A 19,763-nucleotide genomic window follows, 5' to 3' on the forward strand; every position below is an offset into this window, starting at 1 on the left:
AACCGACAGTCGCCACCGCTTTGCCCTCAGAAATCTATCGCCAGACCCTTCTTCTCCCAATCGCCGTAGCGCACAGGTTCCAGCCCGTTGATCCGCCCGCCGTGTTCGGTGGGCAGGTCCAGGGGTGCGGCGGCCTTGCGGCGGGCTTCGGCTTCGGCCAATGCGCGCCGGGCGGCGGGGGGCAAATCGGGGGCGGGGTCGGAATTCAGATCATCAGTCATCGTATGGGTGCTTTCCCTGTCTCACCCCTTGATATACGCCCCTTGGGGAACAGAACAACCCGCGAGGGCGCGATATGGCAGACAACAGCACACCAGAAGCGGGCAAGCCGCAGACGAATAAACCGCAGTCGGGCGTTCCCGCGCGGCGCAGTGCCATCTGGCTGTTGGACCAGATCCAGGAAGACGGCCGCCTGATGGCCGAGCTGATCGGCGCAGGGCAGCTGGACCGGCTGGACGCACCGGACCGTGCCCGCGCGCAGCGGTTGGCCACGGACACCCTGCGCGGGATGGAACGCGCCGACCGCGTGCTGAAGAAACACCTGAACAAGGTCCCGCCGCTGACCGTGCTGAACGCGCTGCGGCTGGGCACGGTCGAGCTGTGCAACGGCGGGGCCGCGCATGGGGTGGTCAACGATCTGGTGCAGATCATCAGTCGCCACAAACGCTATGGCCACCTCAAGGGGCTGGTGAACGCGGTGCTGCGCAAGGTGGCTGATACAGGCCCCGAACAGTGGGCCGCCCTGCGTGTTCCCCGTCTGCCGAAATGGCTGCGTGGCCCGCTGGCCGACGCCTGGGGAAACGAGGCGATGCTGGCGATGGAGGCCGCGCATTTCGCAGGCGCGCCGCTGGATCTGAGCGTGAAGGGCGACGCCGAGGCGGTCGCGCAAGCGTTGGGTGGCAAGGTTATGCCGACCGGGTCGGTGCGCGTGGCGGATGCGGGGCAGGTGTCGGCGCTGGCGGGTTTCGAAGCCGGCGACTGGTGGGTCCAAGACGCCGCCGCCGCGATTCCGGCGCGGCTGGTGCAGGCGCAATCCGGCACCCGCGTGCTGGACCTGTGCGCCGCACCGGGCGGCAAGACGCTGCAACTGGCCGCGACAGGCGCCGATGTGACGGCGGTGGATATTTCCGAAAGCCGTCTGGGCCGTTTGCGCGAAAACCTGACACGCACCGGGCTGACCGCAACCGTACAGGCCGGTGATGTGCTGGAGTTGCAAGGCACCTGGCCCGCAATCCTGCTGGATGCGCCCTGTTCCGCCACGGGCACCATCCGGCGGCACCCTGACCTGCCCTATGCCAAGGACGGCAGCGAATTCGGCGGGTTGATCGACCTGCAAGCACAGATGATCGACCATGCCTGGGGGATGCTCGAAGCGGGCGGTCGCATGGTCTATTGCACGTGCAGCCTGTTGCCGGACGAGGGCGAGGTGCAGGTGATCGAGGCGCTGGAACGGCATGGCGACATGACCGTTGACCGCGCGGCGCTGGACGTTGCGGGCATCGACGCAGGCTGGATCTCGGACGAGGGCGGATTGCGGCTGCGGCCCGACTATTGGGCCGACATCGGCGGTATGGACGGATTTTACATCGCGGTGCTGCGCAAAGAGCGGTGACTCGTGGCCCCGGACGGGTTATCATCCCTGCCAAGCGCCATCAGAGCGCACAGCCACAGTGCACGAGGCAGCGAGACAGACCCCATGACGGGATACACCCATGTCTGAACCCGCGGGGTTCACCGCGCGCAAGGCGCGTTTTCTCAACCGGCTACATGCCCGGTTGGCCACCCGTGCGCGGGCGGCGACGGCGTTCGTGTCGTCCCCCGAACCCAAAACCATCGGCAGCTATGCGCGCGGGCGGCAACTGTCGGCGGGCAACTACCTGTTTGCCGGGCACCTGATCGCGGCCCCCGATGTGGGCCTGTGGGATCTGACCGTGCCCGATGCGGCCTTTGCCGACGAATTGCACGGCTTTGCCTGGCTGGATGATCTGGCCGCCGTCGGTGACATCGCCACCCGCGAGGCGGCGCAGCGCTGGCTGTGGGGCTGGATCGACCGGTATGGCAAGGGCGCGGGGGCAGGCTGGACGCCCGATCTGACGGGGCGTCGGCTGATCCGCTGGATCAACCACGCGCTGTTCGTGTTGCGCGGGCAGGACAAAGACCAAAGCGATGCGTTCTATCGTTCACTGGCGCAGCAAACGGTATTCCTGTCGAAACGCTGGCATTCCGCAGCACCCGGCCTGCCCCGGTTCGAGGCGCTGACCGGGCTGATCTATGCGGGGCTGTCGCTGGAAGGGATGGAGACGCTGGCCGAGCCTGCGATCAAGGCATTGGCGCGGGAATGCGAAAGCCAGATCGACGAACAGGGCGGCCTGCCCACCCGCAACCCCGAAGAACTGCTGGATGTGTTCACCCTGCTGACATGGGCCGCCGCAACCCTGAGCGAGGCAGGCCGCGAAGCCCCTGCCGCCCATCTGGACGCCATCGAACGCGTGGCCCCGACCTTGCGCACCCTGCGCCATTCCGACGGCGCGCTGGCGCGGTTCCATGGGGGCGGGCGCGGACAAGAGGGGTGGCTGGATCACGCGCTGGCTGCCAGTGGCATCAAGACACGCCAACCGGACGGGCTGTCGATGGGCTATGCACGGCTGAGCGCGGGGCGCACCAGCGTGATCGTCGACGCCAGCCCGCCCGCCAGCGGCAAGGCCAGCCGCAATGCCCATGCCTCGACGCTGGCATTCGAGCTGACCTCTGGGCGGCGTCCGTTGATTGTGAACTGTGGCCCCGGCGGGTCGTTCGGGGCGGAATGGCGGCGGGCCGGGCGGGCCACGCCGTCGCACAGCACGCTGGTGCTGGACGGCTATTCCAGCGCGCGGCTGGGCGATGCCGACCGTGCTTATGCCAACGAAATTCTGGTGGACACGCCGCAATCGGTGCCCATCGAAATGAGCCAGGTCAACGACGGCATCCGCTTTCAGGGCGGGCACGACGGATTTGTCAGCACCCACGGGCTGACCCACGCGCGCACGCTGGAACTGACATTCGACGGGCGCGGCATGGCGGGCGAGGATATGCTGCTGGCGCTGGAAGACACCGACAAGCGCCGTTTCGACCGCGCATTGGACGCAGGCAAGCTGCAAGGCGTGCCATTCGCGATCCGATTTCACCTGCACCCCGAGGTCGACGCAACCCTTGATTTGGGCGGTGCGGCCATCTCGATGGCGCTGAAAAGCGGTGAAATCTGGGTTTTTCGCCATGATGGCAATTATGAATTGCGTTTGGACCCAAGTGTTTACCTGGAAAAGGGCCGATTAAAGCCACGTGCGACACAACAGATTGTTCTCATGGGGCGCGCAATGCAGTATGCCACCCGCATTCGCTGGTCCTTGTCCAAGGCGCAGGAGACTGCCATTGGCATCAGGGACCTGTCCCGAGATGAACTTGATTTGGCCGATTAGGCCGCAAAAAGGCTGCTGAATACCATGACCACTGACCTCTATCCCGTGCGCCGCGCGCTGATTTCCGTATCTGACAAGACCGGCCTTGTGCCCTTTGGTCAGGCTTTGGCCGCGCGGGGGGTTGAGTTGCTGAGCACCGGCGGCACGGCTGCGGCATTGCGGGCGGCGGGTCTGACGGTCAAGGATGTGGCCGATGTGACCGGCTATCCCGAGATGATGGACGGGCGGGTCAAGACGCTGCACCCCGTGGTGCACGGCGGTCTGCTGGCCCTGCGTGACAATGCCGACCACCGCGCGGCGATGGACGAACATGGCATCGGTGCGATTGATCTGGTTGTGGTCAACCTTTACCCCTTCGAGGAAACCGTGGCCAAGGGCGCGGCCTATGACGAGGTGATCGAGAACATCGACATTGGCGGCCCTGCGATGATCCGGTCGGCGGCCAAGAACCACGGGTTTGTGAACATCGTGGTGGACGTCGAAGATTACGACGTTGTGCTGGCCGAGCTTGAGGCCAACGACGGTCAGACCACCTATGCCCTGCGGCAGCGTCTGGCACAGACCGCCTATGGCCGGACTGCGGCCTATGACACCGCCGTCAGCACATGGATGGCCGCCCAGGTCGACGGCACCCCGCGCCGCCGCAGCTTTGCCGGCACTTTGGCGCAGGGTCTGCGGTACGGCGAAAACCCGCATCAGGCGGCGGCGTTCTACACCGACGGCAGCGCGCGCGCCGGAGTGGCCACAGCCAAGCAGCATCAGGGCAAGGAACTGTCCTATAACAACATCAACGACACCGACGCGGCGTTCGAGCTGGTCAGCGAGTTTGATCCGGCCCAAGGCCCCGCCTGCGCCATCATCAAACACGCCAACCCCTGCGGCGTGTCGCGCGGTGCGACGCTGAAAGAAGCGTACAACCGTGCGTTCGACTGCGACCGCACCAGCGCGTTCGGTGGCATCATCGCCCTGAACCAGCCGCTGGACGCCGACACGGCGCGCGAGATCACCGGTATCTTTACCGAAGTTGTGATCGCGCCCGGTGCCAGCGCCGAGGCAATGGATATTTTTAGCCAAAAGAAGAACCTGCGTCTGCTGACCACCGACGGTCTGGCCACTGCGGGCGCCGCTGCACTGGCTGTGCGGCAGGTGTCGGGCGGCTTTCTGGTGCAGGACAAGGACGTGGGCCGGATCACCCGCGACGATCTGAAGGTCGTGACCAAACGCGCCCCGTCCGAACAGGAGCTGAACGATCTGCTGTTCGCCTGGACCGTGGCGAAACACGTCAAATCCAACGCGATCATCTACGTCAAGGATGGCGCGACCGTGGGCGTCGGTGCCGGCCAGATGAGCCGCGTGGACAGCACGCGCATCGCCGCGCGCAAGGCGCAGGACATGGCCGAGGCACTGGGCCTTTCGGCACCGCTGACCCAAGGGTCGGTCGTGGCATCCGATGCGTTTTTCCCCTTTGCCGACGGTCTGATCACCGCCGCCGAAGCGGGCGCCACCGCGATCATCCAGCCCGGCGGGTCGATGCGCGATGACGAGGTGATCGCGGCTGCGGACGAGGCCGGTCTGGCGATGGTGCTGACCGGTATGCGCCACTTCCGGCACTGATCATGCGTCTGGTTGCCATATCGGCGTTGATCGCCCTGCTTCTGGATCAGGCCAGCAAATATGCCGTCGTGCACGGTATGGAGCTGGCTCGGGTGCGGGCGATCGACGTGATGCCGCCGCTGCTGAACTTTCGCTATGGCGAAAACCGCGGCATCAACTTTGGCCTGATGGATGGCGACGGCGATCTGGGGCGCTGGGTCCTTGTGGTGCTGGCGTTGCTGATCTGCTGCGCCGTGCTGTGGTGGCTGCGCGGCGCGGCCCAGCGGCCCATCGTTTTTATCAGCGCGGGCCTGCTGGTCGGCGGTGCCCTGGGCAACGTGGTGGACCGTTTGATCTATGGCTATGTTCTGGATTTTCTGAACATGTCGTGCTGCGGCATCAGCAACCCGTTTGTCTTTAACGTCGGGGATATATTTATCTTTGCAGGGGCAATCGGGCTGGTGATTTTCGCGCAGGACAAAAAGCGGGCGTGACATTGCCCCGCCTGCTGCGATAAGTCAGAGGGCAAAGGCCTGTTTGGGCAATTGGTGGGAGACGGCGATGCGCCTGATACGCGGACTGATGGCATTGACGGTGACGCTGGCTTTGGGGGCCTGCGCCAACACAGGTCTGCGCGATCTGCGTGGGACATCGGACGGGCCGGATGAATTCATCGTGACCCCGACCAAGCCCCTGCAAGAACCTGACAGCTATGCAGCCTTGCCCGCACCGACGCCCGGTCAGGCAAATCTGGTCGATCTGCGTCCCCTGGAAGAAAGCGCCAGCACCCTGGGTGGACGCCGTGGATCGGCCACCGGCCCTGTGCCCGCAAGCGACGGCGCGGTGGTGAACCACGCCAGCCGCTTTGGCCGCACAGCGGACATTCGCGCCACCCTGGCCGCCGAGGACGAAGCGTTCCGCAAGCGGCGCGGGCGTTTCACCCAGTATCGCCTTGTGCCGGTCGACCGCTACAATCAGGCCTATAAACGTCAGGCAATCGACGCGCAGAAGGTGGCAGCAGGCTATCGTCGTGCAGGTGTGCCGACGCCGTCGGCGCCCCCTGCGAACACGCGTTTCGGCAACTAGGTCACAAAGACGGCACCACGGTTGATCCTGACGGTGGCATGACCATCTGACATTACAAATGCGACCGGAATAGGATTACAGATGACCCATCTGCGCGCCGCTATGGCACTGATCGCGGCCCTTTTGCCTATGGCAGCCTGGGCGGCAAACGAAAACGTCACAACATTCGAGCTTGAGAACGGGATGCAGGTGGTCGTCGTCGAAGACCATCGCGCGCCCGTCGTCACGCATATGGTGTGGTACAAGGCCGGATCGGCGGACGAGCCCAAGGGATCGTCGGGCGTGGCGCACTTTCTGGAACACCTGCTGTTCAAGGCCACCGACAACATGGCCGCGGGCGAGCTGTCGGCGACGGTGGCCGCCAACGGCGGGCGCGACAACGCCTTTACCAGTTATGACTACACCGCCTATTACCAGCGCATCGCTGCCGACCGGCTGGAACTGATGATGAAGATGGAGGCGGACCGGATGGAAAATCTGGCCCTGACCCCCGAGAACATCGAGACCGAACGCGATGTGATCATCGAAGAGCGCAACATGCGCACCGAAAACAACCCGCGTGCCCTGTTCGGGGAACAGATGAACGCCGCGCAATATCTGAACCACCGCTACGGCGTGCCGGTGATCGGCTGGATGCACGAGATGCAGGCGCTGGATCTGGACGACGCGCTGAACTTTTACGACATCTATTATTCGCCCAACGATGCGATCCTAGTTGTTGCGGGCGACGTGGACCCGGCCGAGGTCAAGACACTGGCCGAGCGGTACTATGGCGTGATCCCGGCCGAGCCGAACCTGCCCGAGCGTCTGCGCACCCAGGAACCGCCGCAAACTGCCGCCCGCCGCGTGATCTTTCGCGATCCGCGCGTGGCGCAACCCTATGTGAACCGGTCCTACCTGGCCCCCGAACGGGACGCGGGCGATCAGAAAGACGCAGCGGCGCTGACCATTCTGGCCGAGATTCTGGGCGGCGGCACCACGTCTTATCTGACCGAAAAGCTGCAATTCGACACGCAGGTGGCGGTTTATTCCGGTGCGTTCTACAGCGGCGTGTCGCTGGACGACACGACCTTTGACCTGATCGTGGTGCCTGGCCCGGACGTCGGCCTGCAACAGGTCGAGGACGCGATGGATGCGGCGCTGGCCAGTTTCATGCAGGACGGCGTGGACGCCGAGCAACTGGAGCGGATCAAGCTGCAACTGCGTGCGCAGCAGATCTATGCCCGCGACGATGCCGATGGGGTGGCCAATCGTTATGGTGCGGCGCTGGCGTCGGGGCTGACGGTGGCGGATGTGCAGGACTGGCCTGACGCACTGCAAGCGGTGACGGCCGACGACATCATGGCCGTGGCGAAAAAGGTGCTGCGCATCGAAGGATCGGTCACCGGCTGGCTGGCGAAACCCGTGGAGGCAGACCAATGAGATATATTCTGGCGTTGATGATGACCGTGGTGCTGGCGCTGCCCGCCCGCGCCGAGGTCGAGATCACCGAAGTTGTCAGCCCCGGCGGGATCACCGCGTGGCTGGTGCAGGAACCGTCTATTCCGTTCACGGCGATGGAACTGCGGTTCCGCGGCGGTGCGTCGCTGGATGCGCCGGGCAAGCGTGGGGCGACCAACCTGATGACCGGACTGCTGGAAGAGGGCGCGGGCGACCTGGACGCGCGCGGCTTTGCCCGTGCGCTGGAAGGGTTGGCGGCATCCTTCGGCTATGACGTGGGCGACGATTCGCTGGCCGTGTCGGCCCGTTTTCTGACCGAGAACCGCGATCAGGCGGTCGACTTGCTGCGCGCGTCGCTGCTGGAGCCGACATTCGCCCCCGATGCGGTCGAGCGGGTGCGCCAGCAGGTGCTGACCGGCCTTGCGTCGGACGACAAGGACCCCGACGAACTGGCCAGCCGCGAATTCGACAAGCTGGCTTATGGCGATCATCCCTATGGCACGTCCTTTCGAGGCACGGCTGAAAGCGTCTCGGCGCTGACCCGTGACGATCTGGTGGCGGCGCAACATGCGGTGTTGGCCAAGGACCGTTTGTACGTGGGCGTGGTGGGCGACATCACCCCCGAGGAACTGGGCCCGCTGCTGGACAAGCTGCTGGGCGATTTGCCCGACACCGGCGCGCCGTTGCCCGAGGCGGCAGAGGTGACCATTCCCGCAGGCGTGACCGTGATCGACTATGACACGCCGCAATCCGTGGCGCTGTTTGGTCAGGGTGGCATGGCGCAGGACGATCCCGATTTCTTTGCGGCCACGGTGTTGAACCAGATTTTGGGCGGCGGGTCGTTCGAAAGCCGTCTGATGACCGAAGTGCGCGAAAAGCGCGGGCTGACCTATGGGGTATATTCCTATCTGGTGCCGCGCGATTACGCGGCGGTCTATATGGGGAGCGTTGCCTCGGCCAATGACCGGATTGCCGATGCAATTGCCGTGATCCGCGATGAATGGTCCAAGGCCGCCACCGAAGGTGTGACCGAAGACGAGCTGCGCGACGCCAAGACCTATCTGACCGGCGCCTATCCGCTGCGGTTTGACGGCAACGGGCCGATTGCGCAGATCATGGTGGGGATGCAGATGCTGGGCCTGCCCATCGACTACATCGCCACGCGCAACGAAAAGGTCGAGGCGGTGACGCTGGCCGATGTGAAACGGGTTGCGGGCGAATTGCTGGACCCCGGCGGGTTGCAGTTTGTGGTTGTGGGGAAACCTGTTGGTTTGGAAACCGGGCCGCTGCCTAAGTGATTTGGTGGAATTGAGACCCTGACGGGTCGTTCGATATTTGCGCCCGCCTAAAGCGTTTCGCGTTTACAACAAGAAATCTCTTATCACCCAACGCGTTGAAATCTATGATTTCAGGCAGCGTTGGGTGATACAAACTTAACGCGAAACGCTTATTGGCGGGCGTATTTTTGTTGAGGCTCTGCCTCAAACTCCGGGATATTTAGAGCCAAAAGAAATCCGTTATTCGCCGTAAGGAATCCAGATGTTTTTGACCTCTGTGGACGCAGTCAGCGTGTCGCTCATGGTGGGCAGGCTGGTGCCGATCCATGTGCGTTTCAGGTTGCTGGCCGATCCTTTGCGGATGGTTTCCGACAGGGCCGGGTCCGAGAAGGACCAGACCGCGTCGATGTCCATGTGGCGCGCCATTGTGCCAGCCAGTGCATCGTGCGGGCCGGTCAGGATGTTGACCACGCCCGCAGGCACGTCCGAGGTGTCGAGGATCTGGTAGAAGTCGGTGGCGACCAGCGGAAAGGGTTGCGACGCGCCCAGGATGATGCGGTTGCCCATGGCGATGGCGGGGGCCATCAGCGACACCAGACCCAGCAAGGGATGCGCGTCGGGGCACAGTGCCGCGATCACGCCGGTGGGTTCTTTCATCGCCAGCGCCACGCCGCGGATCGGGACGCCGTGGGCCTGTCCGTCGTATTTGTCGGCCCAGGCTGCGGCGGTGAACAGGGTGTTGATGCTGTCTTGCACCTCTTGCGCGCCGGTGCGGCCACCCTGAAGCGCGTTTATCCGCGCCGCGAACTCGTCCGCGCGTGCGTACATATTTTCGGCAATGTAGTACAAGATTTGCGCGCGCAGGTGGCCGGTGGTCTTGCCCCAGCCTTTTGCGGCCTGCGCTGCCTCGACCGCGTTGCGCACGTCCTTGCGGCCCGATTGGGACGCGTGGCCCAGCAGGTTGCCGTTCTTGCCATAGACCGGCGTCGAATAGCCGCCGTCGGGGCGCGCCTGTTTGCCGCCGATGTACAGTTTCGCGGTGCGGTCGATGCCGTCGGCGGGGCCTTTGTCACCTTCGAAGGGGGTGATCAGCGGCAGGGGTTTCTTGGTGTCTTTGGGTTTAGTGTAAGCCGCCAGCCCTTCCCAGCCGCCTTCACGGCCAAAGCCGCTTTCGCGCACGCCGCCAAAGCCTGCGGCGGCGTCAAAGAGGTTGGTGGCGTTGGTCCAGACCACGCCGACGGCCAGTTTCGGGGCCACGTCCAGCGCGAGGTTGATGTTTTCGGTCCACAGGGTCGCGGCCAGCCCGTAGCGGGTGTTGTTGGCCAGCTCGACCGCTTCGGCAGGTGTGCGGAAGGTGGTGGCGACCAGAACGGGGCCAAAGATTTCCTCTTGCATCAGCGGGTGCGCGGTATCGAGGCCGGTGATCAGGGTTGGCGGGTAGAAACAGCCCTGCGCAGGCATGTCGCCCGCCGTCTGGTGCATGTTGCCGTCGTTGTTGGCGGCGACCATGTCGGTGATGGTTTTTAGCTGGGTCGCATCGACGATGGCGCCGACGTCGATGCTTTTGTCCAGCGGGTTGCCGATGCGCAGCTTGTCCATGCGGGCGCGCAGTTTGGCATAGAACCGTTCGGCCACGGGTTCGTGCACCAACAGGCGCGAACCGGCGCAGCAGACCTGTCCCTGATTGAACCAGATGGCATCGACCAGCCCTTCGACAGCCGAATCCAGATCGGCGTCGTCAAAGACGATGTAGGGGGACTTGCCCCCCAGCTCCAACGTCAGTTCCTTGTCGGTGCCTGCCGTCGCCTCGCGGATGCGGCGGCCCACGGCGGTGGAGCCGGTAAAGGCGATCTTGTCGACGGGAGCGTTCACGATCATCTCGCCCACCGCCCCGTCGCCGGTCACGATGTTGACCACGCCCGCAGGCAGGACGGCCTGACGGCAGATGTCGGCAAACAGCAAGGCGGTCAGCGAAGTGTATTCCGCCGGTTTCAGCACCACGGTGTTGCCCATCGCCAGCGCGGGCGCGATTTTCCAGGCCAGCATCAGCAGCGGGAAGTTCCACGGGATGATCTGACCACAGACGCCCAGGGCCGCGCGGTCGGGCAGGGCGTCTTCCATCAGTTGGGCCATGCCCGCGTGATAGTAGAAATGCCGCTGGGCCAGTGGAATGTCGATGTCGCGGCTTTCGCGGATCGGTTTGCCGTTGTCGAGGGTTTCCAGCACCGCGAACAGGCGGCTGTGTTTTTGCAGCAGGCGCGCGATGGCATAGAGGACACGCGCACGGCCCGGACCGCCGAGTTTTTCCCACTTCGGCTGGGCCTTGCGGGCGGCGGATACGGCGCTGTCCACGTCGGATTGCGTGGCTTGTGTCAGGGTGGCCAGCACCTCGCCCGTGGCGGGGTTGGTGCTGTCAAAACCCTTGCCGGGTTTGGTGAACTGGCCGTCGATGAAATGGCCGAAACGGCTGCCTTGATCGACAAGCCATGTCAGCGCCTCTTCGGCGGATTCGGGGGCGGGGCCATAGTCCATCGTCTGAAAAATCTCTTTCACGGTCATGATTTATCCCATCGGATGGCGGTGAGCGGCGGAATAGTTGCCGGTGACGTGGTGTTCAAGCTGGCGTTCGATGTCGCCCAGCAGGGACGACGCGCCAAAGCGGAACAGGTCGGGTTGCAGCCAGCGCGCGCCCAGCTCTTCCTTGATCAGGGCAAGATAGGTGATCGCGTCCTTGGCCTTGGAAATCCCGCCTGCGGGTTTGTAGCCGACGTGAATGCCGGTGGCGGTGTGATAGTCGCGGATCGCGCGGATCATGGTCAGGCTGACGGGCAGGGTGGCGTTCACGCTTTCCTTGCCGGTGGATGTCTTGATGAAATCGGCACCGGCCATCATGCACACCAGCGAGGCGCGGGCGACGTTGCGCAGGGTGCCCAGTTCGCCGGTGGCCAGGATCGCCTTGACGTGGGCCTCGCCGCAGGCGGCGCGCATTTCGCGCATTTCGTCGTAGAGCGCCTGCCAGTTGCCTTCCAGCACGTGCCGGCGGGAAATGACGATGTCGATTTCGGATGCCCCTGCGGCGACGCTGCGGCGGATTTCCTCGATTCGCAGATCGAAGGCGGACAGGCCCGCAGGAAAGCCGGTGGAGACGGCAGCCACCGGAATGCCCGAGCCATCCAGCGCGGCGACGGCGGTTTCGACCATTTCGTGATAGACGCAGACCGCGCCGGTGGTGATGCCGGGCATGTCCAGTGCGGCCAGCACTTGGGCGTTCACCGGATGGCGCGCCTTGGCGCACAGGCGGCGGACGCGGGCGGCGGTGTCGTCGCCCGACAGGGTGGTCAGGTCGATGCAGGTCACGGCCTTGAGCAGCCATGCCGCCTGATAGTCCTTTTTCACCGACCGGCGTGCGGGCAATGTCGCGGCCCGGCGTTCGATGGCCGAGGTGTTGGCCTGTACCGAGCGGACCCAGTTCATGTCCAGATCCATGCCCGGATTGCGGGTCAGGGTCAGTTGCGGCAGGTGCGCGTCCTGCGATGTGGTGGCGGGTTGAAGCATGGGGTCACCTTCAAGGGAACAAGGCCTGAAAACTGGCACGGGCGCGTCACAAGCGCAAGGTGCGGCGCGGCGTCAGCCTTTGCGCAAAAACTGCACAAACGGGGCGCGGGGTTTACGCGAATGGGCGGGCATCAAGGGGGGCAGAAAAATGACTTGAGAGGCAGATCATATGAAAACGGCAATGATGCGCGGCGTGCCGCTGGCGATGCAACGCGATGGCTGGTGGCTGGGCGGGATCGACCGGCCGGCCCCCCGCAGAGGGACCGAGCGGCGGGGCAGCCGTGCGGGGATGGTGCGGCTGGCGCTGCTGGTGGCGCTGATCGCGCTGGCGGATGTTCTGGTGTGGCAGGTCCTGCCGGGCGTATCGCTGGCGCTGTTCTGCGCGATCCTGGGTGGCGTGGCGATCTGGCTGGCGGATGTGTCGGCGCGGGTGGCGTGGCAGGCGGGCGGCGGTGTGGCGCTGGCGGTGCTGCCGCTGGTCGAGCTGGTGCAGCCGCTGTCGGTGGTGATTGCGATGGTGGGGCTGTCGCTGGTCGTGGTCTTTGTCGCAGGCATACGGCGGGCTGCGATGATCCGCAGTGCGCTGCGGTTTTGGTGGGTCGGCCCCGCGGTCACCGTGCGCGACGGGGTGCAGGCCGCGCGGCAGGTGGCCGAGGTGAACCCGACCGGCTGGGACATGGGGCGCCTGGTGCGTGCCTGGGCGGTGCCGGTGGTTCTGGGCGGCGTTTTCGCGATGCTGCTGGTGGGGGCCAATCCGGTGCTGGACCGCTGGTTGCAGGGGCTGGGCGACGTGCGCCTGCCCGCTATGGACCCCATGCGGGCGGTCTTCTGGGGGTTGATGGCCTTGTTGATCTGGCCTTGTCTGGTGGCGGCGCGTTTGAACGCCAGGCTGACACCGGCCCCCGCACGCCAGACGGTGCGCCGCGTGGGCATGATCAACGCAGAATCGGTTGCGCGGTCGCTGGTGTTGTACAATGCGATGTTCGCGGTTCAGACGGTCATGGACATTGTGCTGCTGTACGGTGACGCAGGCCTGCCCGAGGGGATGAGCCATGCGGCTTATGCCCATCGCGGGGCCTATCCGTTGCTGGTGACGGCGTTGCTGGCGGGGCTGTTCGCGGTGCTGGCCCGCCCCTTTGCCGAGGAAAAGCCGCTGTTGCGGGTGCTGTTGCTGGTCTGGCTGGGGCAGACGCTGGCGCTGGTGCTGGCGTCGGTGGTGCGGCTGGACCTTTATGTGGATGTCTACGGGCTGACGCGGCTGCGGCTGGCGGCGTTCGTGTGGATGGGCATGGTGGCTGCCGGACTGGGCGTGGTGGTCTGGCAGGTGGCGGCGCGCAAGCACACCGGCTGGATGCTGGTGCGGTCGGGCGGGATTGGTGCGGTGACGCTGTATGTCTGCGCCTTTGTCAGCTTTGACGGGATCATCGCGCGGCACAATCTGACGCAGGATGTGGTAAAGGACAGTTGGTATATCTGCCGCTATCTGGGCGAGGGGGCCTTGCCCGCTGTCATCCGCTACGAGGCTGAAGTGGGCCATTCGCTGTGCCCGATGATGCAGCCGGGCATCGGGCCGGACCTGTCTTACCCTGACGACTGGCGGGAATGGGGCTTTCGCAACGCGCGGCTGCGCCGTAGCTTGCAGGCGATTGAAACCAAGCAGTTGACCACCCCATGAGTGCCGAAACCATTTTGATCGTCGACGATGATGCGCAAATCCGTGACGTGCTGCGCATTGCGCTGGAGCAGGCCGGATACCGCACCGAGGCCGCGGGCGACGGGGCCGAAGGGTTGGCAAAGGGGCGGTCGGGGCGGTTTGATCTGATCGTTCTGGACATCGGTTTGCCCGAAATGGACGGGTTGGCCATGTGCCGCGAACTGCGCACGACCACCCAGACGCCGGTGCTGTTCCTGACCGCGCGCGAGGACGAGATTGACCGCGTGCTGGCGTTCGAGCTGGGCGGTGATGATTACGTAACCAAGCCGTTTTCGCCCCGTGAACTGGTGGCCCGTGTGCGCGCCATCCTGCGCCGCAGCAGCGTGGCGCAGCAGGGCACGACGCGCACGCGCGGTGTGCTGGAGGTGGACGCGGCGCGCCATCACTGCGCCATCGCGGGGGTGCCGCTGGCGCTGACCAACCGCGAGATGGCGCTGCTGGACCACCTGATGCAACGGCCCGAGCAGGTTGCCTCGCGTCCCGCGCTGACCGATGCGATGTATGGCGCCAACATTCACGTCAGCGACCGGACCGTGGACAGCCATTTGCGCAACCTACGGGCCAAGCTGGCCGAGGCAGGCTGTGCCGATGCGGTCGAGACGGTGCACGGCGTGGGGGTGCGGATGGGTCCATGTCGCGGATAAAGGCGAAATGGCGCCCGCCGCTGGCCTTTGTCATGGGCGGCACGCTGGCGGCGGTGCTGTGTCTGCCGCTGATCGGGATCGTGTGGTTCCGGCTGGCAGGCAACATTCTGGGCTGGGGCGAAACCGGCTGGCTGATTTTCTGGATGGCGGTGGTGTCCACGGCGGTGCTGGCGTTTTTGCTGTGGCGGCTGGTGCTGCGGCCGGTGGCGCGGTTGACCGACTATGCGCGCGCCGTGCGCGAGGGGCGCCGCGACGCCACCCCGCCCGAGCATTTCGGCACGCCCGAGTTTGGCGCGCTGGGGGCCAGTGTGATTGCCATGGGCGACACGCTGCAATCGCGGGCAGCCAGCCTGCGGGCTTATGCCGATCATGTCACGCACGAGCTGAAGTCGCCTCTGACCAGCCTGCGCGGCGCGGCCGAACTGTTGCAGTCGGACCTGCCTGCGCGGGATCAGGCGCAACTGATCGACACCATCGAGACATCGGCGGCACGGATGCAGGCGCTGCTGACGCAATTGCAGCGCCACGCGGCGGCCAGTCAAAGCAGCGGGGCGGGGCAGACGCAGGTTCAGGCGCTGCCTGCGACGGTTGGCGATATGCAGATTGTCGTTGAACAGGATGGCACGGTGCCCTTGTCATTGGGCGATTTGACCGTGGTGATCGACCAGATGGCGCAGAACGCCGCCGCGCACGGGGCCACGCGCCTGATGCTGGCCTGTCGGGGGCAGCGGCTGCATATCGCGGATGATGGCCGGGGCATCGGCGCGGGCAACGCGGGGCGCATTTTCGATCCGTTCTTTACCACTCGGCGCGATGCGGGCGGCACGGGGATGGGGCTGACCATCGTGCAAACCTTGCTGTCCGCCCATGGCGCGCGGATCGCGCTGGACGATCAGGTGACCGGCGGTGGAGCGGCCTTTGTGATCTATTTCGATTGAAAAACAGTCACTGCGGTCCGTTTTTGCGAACCATTCTCAATTGGCTTGACTTGTTGCGAATGATTCTCATATTGGCAGTATGACACAAAACACACACACAGATTTCCTGTCCCGCCGCGCCGCCTTGGGTGGTTTTGCAGCCCTCGCCGTCAGCGCGCTGGCCCGTCCGGCATTTGCCGCAGGCCCGTTGAACGTGGTCGCCACCACCGGCATGATCGCCGACGCCACGCGCGAGATTGGCGGCAATGCGGTGGTCGTCAAGGCGCTGATGGGGCCGGGCGTCGATCCGCACTCGTACCGGCAGACCCGCAGCGACATTGTCGCCATGACCCGCGCCGATGTGGTTCTGTGGCACGGGTTGTACCTTGAGGCGCAGATGGAGGATTTCTTTCATAAGCTTGCGCGTCAGCGTCAGGTTTTTGCCGTGGCCGAGGCGCTGCCCAAAGAGCAGCTTTTGGCCAATGCAGACTATGAAAACCGCTATGATCCGCACGTCTGGATGGCGCCGGAGATGTTCACCGGCGTGGTGACCGAGATTGGCCGCGTGCTGGGCCAGGTGCGCCCCGAGATGGCCGATGTCTTTGCCGCCAATGCGCAAGCCTATGCAGCGCGATTGGGTGCGTTGGACGTTTACGCCCGACACACGCTGGAACAGCTGCCGCCGGAACAACGGGTTTTGCTGACGGCGCATGACGCCTTTGGCTATTTCGGGCGCGCCTATGGGTTCGAGGTGATCGGCATTCAGGGCATTTCCACCGAGAGCGAGGCGGGGCTGCACCGCGTCAGCGCGCTGGTCGATACCATCGTCACGCGGGGGCTGAGTGCGGTTTTTGTCGAAAGCTCGGTGTCGGACCGCAACATGCGTGCACTGGTCGAGGGCGCTGCGGCCCGTGGTCATGATGTGCGCGTGGGGGGCGAGTTGTTCAGCGATGCCATGGGGCAGGACGGCACCTATGAGGGGACGTATATCGGCATGATCGACCACAACGTGACCACCATCGCCCGTGCGCTGGGCGCGGATGTGCCTGCGGGCGGGATGTCCGGCCAACTGAATCAGGGAGCCTGAGCCATGAGTGTGAAGCTTGCACGCGACAATGGCACCGCCACCGATGCGCAGCGCCGCGCGGACAGCCCGCTGGCGGTGCGGGGGCTGACGGTGTCCTATGGCCAGAAACCGGCGGTGTTTTCGGTGGATATGACGGTGCGCGCGGGGCATATGACCGCGATCATCGGGCCGAACGGGGCGGGCAAATCGACCCTGCTCAAGGCCGCATTGGGTATTTTGAAGCCACTGGCGGGCACGGTGACCGTGCTGGGCCAGCCGGTGGCATGGCAGCGCGATCACATCGCCTATGTGCCGCAACGGGCGAGTGTGGATTGGGATTTTCCCACGCGGGTGGTCGACGTGGTGTTGATGGGCATGTACGGGCAGTTGGGTCTGTTGGGCCGGGTCCGTGCCAAGCATCGCGGGCTGGCGATGGATTGCCTTGAGCGGGTCGGCATGACCGATTTCGCCACCCGCCAGATCGGGCAGCTGTCTGGTGGGCAGCAGCAACGGGTGTTTCTGGCCCGCGCGCTGGCGCAGGGGGCGGATCTGTATCTGCTGGACGAACCGTTCGCGGGCGTCGATGCGGCGACCGAGCAGGCGATTATCAACGTGCTGAAGGGCCTGCGTGATGCGGGCAAGACGGTGGTGGCCGTGCACCATGACCTGAGCACCGTGCGTGATTATTTCGACGATGTGTTCCTGATCAACACGCAGGCTGTGGCCGAAGGGCCGGTCGAGACGACATTCACCCAAGAGAACCTGCAAACCGCTTATGGCGGGCGGCTGGCCGGCGCGCAGATGGATGCGCTGGGCGATACGCTTGGCGGGACAGGCGCGCGATGATCTGGGACGCGCTGCTTTTGGGGCTGGGGTATAACGCCACGCTGGTGACGTTGGGCGCGGGCATTCTGGGCGTTGCTGGCGGCGTGGGCGGATCGTTTTTGTTCCTGCGCAAACGCGCGCTGGTCAGTGACGCGGTCAGCCACGCGACGCTGCCCGGTGTCGGGCTGGCCTTTGTGGTGATGGTGGCACTGGGCGGGGACGGGCGGAACCTGATCGGCCTGCTGGCCGGTGGCGCGGTGTCGGCGGCCATCGGTCTGCTGTGCGTGAACTGGCTGAGCACCCGCACGCGGTTGGCCGAGGATGCGGCCATTGGTGCCGTGCTGTCGGTGTTCTTCGGCTTTGGCATCGTGGTGCTGACCTATATCCAGACCATGTCGAGCGGACGGCAGGCGGGGCTGGAAAGTTTCCTGCTGGGGTCGACCGCCGGCATGTTGCAAAGCGATGCGCTGGTGCTGGTGCTGGCGGCGGCGCTGACGCTGGCGCTGGTGCTGATCCTGCGGCGACCCCTGACGCTGGTGGCGTTTGACCCCGACTTTGCCCGTGCGACGGGGCGGAATGTGAACCGGATTGATCTGGCGATGATGGGGATCGTTCTGGCCGTGACGGTTGTGGGCCTGAAGATTGTGGGGTTGATCCTGATCGTGGCGCTGCTGATCATTCCGCCCGTGACGGCACGGTTCTGGACCGAGCGGGTGGACCGTGTGCTGTTGGGCGCAGGCATTGTCGGCGGGCTGTCGGGCTATGTGGGCGCTGCGATTTCGGCGGCGGTGCCGGATGTGCCGACGGGGCCGATCATCGTGCTGGTGGGTTTCGTGTTGTTCATGCTGTCGCTGCTGTGCGCCCCGGGGCGCGGGGTTGTGTCGTCGGTGGTGCAGCACCGCCAGTACCAGCGCCGCGTGCATTTGCGCCAAGGGCTGCTGGCGCTGGCGCAGGGGCAGCCGATTTATGAACGCCTGACGCAGCGGCTGATGGAACGCGGCGGGCTGATGCGGGGCGATGGCGTGGCAACCGACAAGGGGCGCGCCCATGCGGCCAAGGCGCTGCTGGACGAGGCCCGCTGGCAGGTGGTGCGCGGCGATCAGGCCTATGCCGCCGCCGCACAGCGCTATGACGGGCTGACCGAGATGAGCACCGTGCTGACCCCCGACCAAGTCCGCGAGATCGACGCGCGCCTGCCCGCGCCACAGGTGATGCTGCCATGACCGGTTCCGAATTTGTCCCGCTGTCCTTGGTGCCGATGCTGATCGGTGTCTGCGTGGCCATTGCCTGTGCCTTGCCGGGGAATTTCCTGCTGCTGCGGCGGCAGGCGTTGATCGGGGATGCGATCAGCCATGTGGTGCTGCCGGGGATCGTGGTCGCGTTCCTGGTGACCGGATTGGTGGCCAGCGTGCCGATGCTGCTGGGGGCGGCCGGGGCTGCGCTGGTCGCTGTGGCGGCCATCGAGGCGATCCGGCGGCTGGGCAAGATCGAGCCGGGTGCGGCCATGGGCGTGGTGTTCACCACCATGTTTGCGGGCGGCGTTCTGCTGTTGGAAATGTCGGACACATCCAGCGTGCATCTGGACGTGGAGCACGCGCTGTATGGCAATCTGGAAAGCCTGATCTGGCTGGACGCGACCGGCTGGTCGTCGCTGTGGGACCCGCAGGCGCTGGCTTATCTGCCGGTCGAGCTGCCCCGCATGGTCGCAGCACTTGTGGTGGTGGCGCTGTTTATCGCGGTGTTCTGGCGGCCGCTGAAAATCTCGACCTTTGACGAGGGGTTTGCCCGCACAATGGGCCTGCGCACGGGGCCCTTGGGGCTGGCGTTGGTGGTGGTGGCGGCTGTGGCTGCCGTTGCGGCGTTCGATGCGGTGGGCAGTATCATTGTGATCGCGATGTTCATCTGCCCGCCGGCGGCGGCGCGGCTGATGACCAACCGGCTGGAGACGCAGATTGCATGGTCGGTTCTGTTTGCGACGCTGGCGGCGGTGATCGGTTATGTGCTGGCAGGATACGGGCCGTTGTGGCTGGGCGCGCAGGATTCGGTTAGCGCGGCGGGGATGATCGCCACGGTGTCGGGTGTGATTGTGGCGGGTGCTGCACTGGTCGGGCCGGCGCGGCGTTAGCTGCGGTTGCAGGGGGCGCTGCCCCCCGGCGCTTTGCGCCGCCCCCGGAGTTTATCTGGCAAGATG

17 protein-coding genes are annotated in these 19,763 nt (G+C 65.2%); 14 read left to right on the forward strand and 3 right to left on the reverse strand.

Annotation, left to right across the window (positions count from 1 at the left end; genetic code table 11):
• Positions 1 to 26 precede the first annotated feature (26 nt).
• Complete coding sequence (locus AAC077_RS18570) at positions 27 to 221, reverse strand: DUF1674 domain-containing protein (protein ID WP_339772894.1); 195 nt, start codon at positions 219 to 221, stop codon at positions 27 to 29.
• 74 nt (positions 222 to 295) lie between these two features.
• Here AAC077_RS18570 and AAC077_RS18575 point away from each other — a divergent pair, with 74 nt between their 5' ends.
• From AAC077_RS18575 to AAC077_RS18605, 7 genes are all read left to right on the forward strand, one after another.
• Complete coding sequence (locus AAC077_RS18575) at positions 296 to 1,612, forward strand: RsmB/NOP family class I SAM-dependent RNA methyltransferase (protein ID WP_339772896.1); 1,317 nt, start codon at positions 296 to 298, stop codon at positions 1,610 to 1,612.
• A gap of 100 nt (positions 1,613 to 1,712) precedes the next feature.
• Entirely contained in the window at positions 1,713 to 3,455 is a 1,743-nt protein-coding gene (locus AAC077_RS18580; protein WP_339772900.1) for a heparinase II/III family protein, read from the forward strand.
• 24 nt (positions 3,456 to 3,479) lie between these two features.
• Positions 3,480 to 5,069, forward strand: coding sequence for a bifunctional phosphoribosylaminoimidazolecarboxamide formyltransferase/IMP cyclohydrolase (gene purH / locus AAC077_RS18585; protein WP_339772903.1), 1,590 nt, complete (start codon positions 3,480 to 3,482; stop codon positions 5,067 to 5,069).
• Positions 5,070 to 5,071: 2 nt separating this feature from the next.
• Positions 5,072 to 5,542, forward strand: coding sequence for a signal peptidase II (gene lspA, locus AAC077_RS18590; RefSeq protein WP_339772906.1), 471 nt, complete (start codon positions 5,072 to 5,074; stop codon positions 5,540 to 5,542).
• Between the two features lie 67 nt (positions 5,543 to 5,609).
• The gene (locus AAC077_RS18595; protein ID WP_339772908.1) at positions 5,610 to 6,134 is read left to right on the forward strand and encodes a DUF3035 domain-containing protein; all 525 of its coding nucleotides are present in this window, start codon (positions 5,610 to 5,612) and stop codon (positions 6,132 to 6,134) included.
• Positions 6,135 to 6,236: 102 nt separating this feature from the next.
• Complete coding sequence (locus AAC077_RS18600; RefSeq protein ID WP_339772964.1) at positions 6,237 to 7,556, forward strand: pitrilysin family protein; 1,320 nt, start codon at positions 6,237 to 6,239, stop codon at positions 7,554 to 7,556.
• On the forward strand, positions 7,553 to 8,872 hold the full coding sequence (locus AAC077_RS18605; RefSeq protein ID WP_339772910.1) for a pitrilysin family protein: 1,320 nt from the start codon (positions 7,553 to 7,555) through the stop codon (positions 8,870 to 8,872). Before AAC077_RS18600 ends, AAC077_RS18605 begins: the two co-directional genes overlap by 4 nt.
• Before the next feature lie 219 nt (positions 8,873 to 9,091).
• Here the strand turns inward: AAC077_RS18605 and AAC077_RS18610 are convergent, their stop codons facing one another.
• Positions 9,092 to 11,410: an aldehyde dehydrogenase family protein gene (locus AAC077_RS18610; protein ID WP_339772913.1), complete on the reverse strand. Its 2,319-nt coding sequence runs from the start codon at positions 11,408 to 11,410 to the stop codon at positions 9,092 to 9,094.
• A gap of 3 nt (positions 11,411 to 11,413) precedes the next feature.
• A complete protein-coding gene (gene deoC / locus AAC077_RS18615; protein WP_339772915.1) occupies positions 11,414 to 12,406 on the reverse strand; it encodes a deoxyribose-phosphate aldolase in 993 nt (330 codons plus the stop codon).
• A 169-nt stretch (positions 12,407 to 12,575) separates the two neighbouring features.
• Here deoC and AAC077_RS18620 point away from each other — a divergent pair, with 169 nt between their 5' ends.
• From AAC077_RS18620 to AAC077_RS18650, 7 genes are all read left to right on the forward strand, one after another.
• The gene (locus AAC077_RS18620; protein ID WP_339772918.1) at positions 12,576 to 14,081 is read left to right on the forward strand and encodes a DUF4173 domain-containing protein; all 1,506 of its coding nucleotides are present in this window, start codon (positions 12,576 to 12,578) and stop codon (positions 14,079 to 14,081) included.
• Complete coding sequence (locus tag AAC077_RS18625) at positions 14,078 to 14,764, forward strand: response regulator transcription factor (RefSeq protein WP_339772921.1); 687 nt, start codon at positions 14,078 to 14,080, stop codon at positions 14,762 to 14,764. The genes AAC077_RS18620 and AAC077_RS18625 overlap by 4 nt, the downstream gene beginning before the upstream one ends.
• A complete protein-coding gene (locus AAC077_RS18630; RefSeq protein ID WP_339772924.1) occupies positions 14,752 to 15,702 on the forward strand; it encodes an ATP-binding protein in 951 nt (316 codons plus the stop codon). The genes AAC077_RS18625 and AAC077_RS18630 overlap by 13 nt, the downstream gene beginning before the upstream one ends.
• Positions 15,703 to 15,781: 79 nt before the next feature.
• A complete protein-coding gene (locus tag AAC077_RS18635; RefSeq protein ID WP_339772927.1) occupies positions 15,782 to 16,768 on the forward strand; it encodes a zinc ABC transporter substrate-binding protein in 987 nt (328 codons plus the stop codon).
• A 3-nt stretch (positions 16,769 to 16,771) separates the two neighbouring features.
• Entirely contained in the window at positions 16,772 to 17,593 is an 822-nt protein-coding gene (locus tag AAC077_RS18640) for a metal ABC transporter ATP-binding protein (RefSeq protein ID WP_339772930.1), read from the forward strand.
• On the forward strand, positions 17,590 to 18,795 hold the full coding sequence (locus AAC077_RS18645; RefSeq protein WP_339772932.1) for an iron chelate uptake ABC transporter family permease subunit: 1,206 nt from the start codon (positions 17,590 to 17,592) through the stop codon (positions 18,793 to 18,795). Before AAC077_RS18640 ends, AAC077_RS18645 begins: the two co-directional genes overlap by 4 nt.
• The gene (locus tag AAC077_RS18650; protein WP_339772935.1) at positions 18,792 to 19,697 is read left to right on the forward strand and encodes a metal ABC transporter permease; all 906 of its coding nucleotides are present in this window, start codon (positions 18,792 to 18,794) and stop codon (positions 19,695 to 19,697) included. The genes AAC077_RS18645 and AAC077_RS18650 overlap by 4 nt, the downstream gene beginning before the upstream one ends.
• The last annotated feature ends 66 nt before the right edge of the window (positions 19,698 to 19,763 follow it).

The sequence above is a fragment of the uncultured Pseudosulfitobacter sp. genome (genome assembly GCF_963976325.1).
Taxonomy (GTDB): Bacteria; Pseudomonadota; Alphaproteobacteria; order Rhodobacterales; family Rhodobacteraceae; genus Pseudosulfitobacter.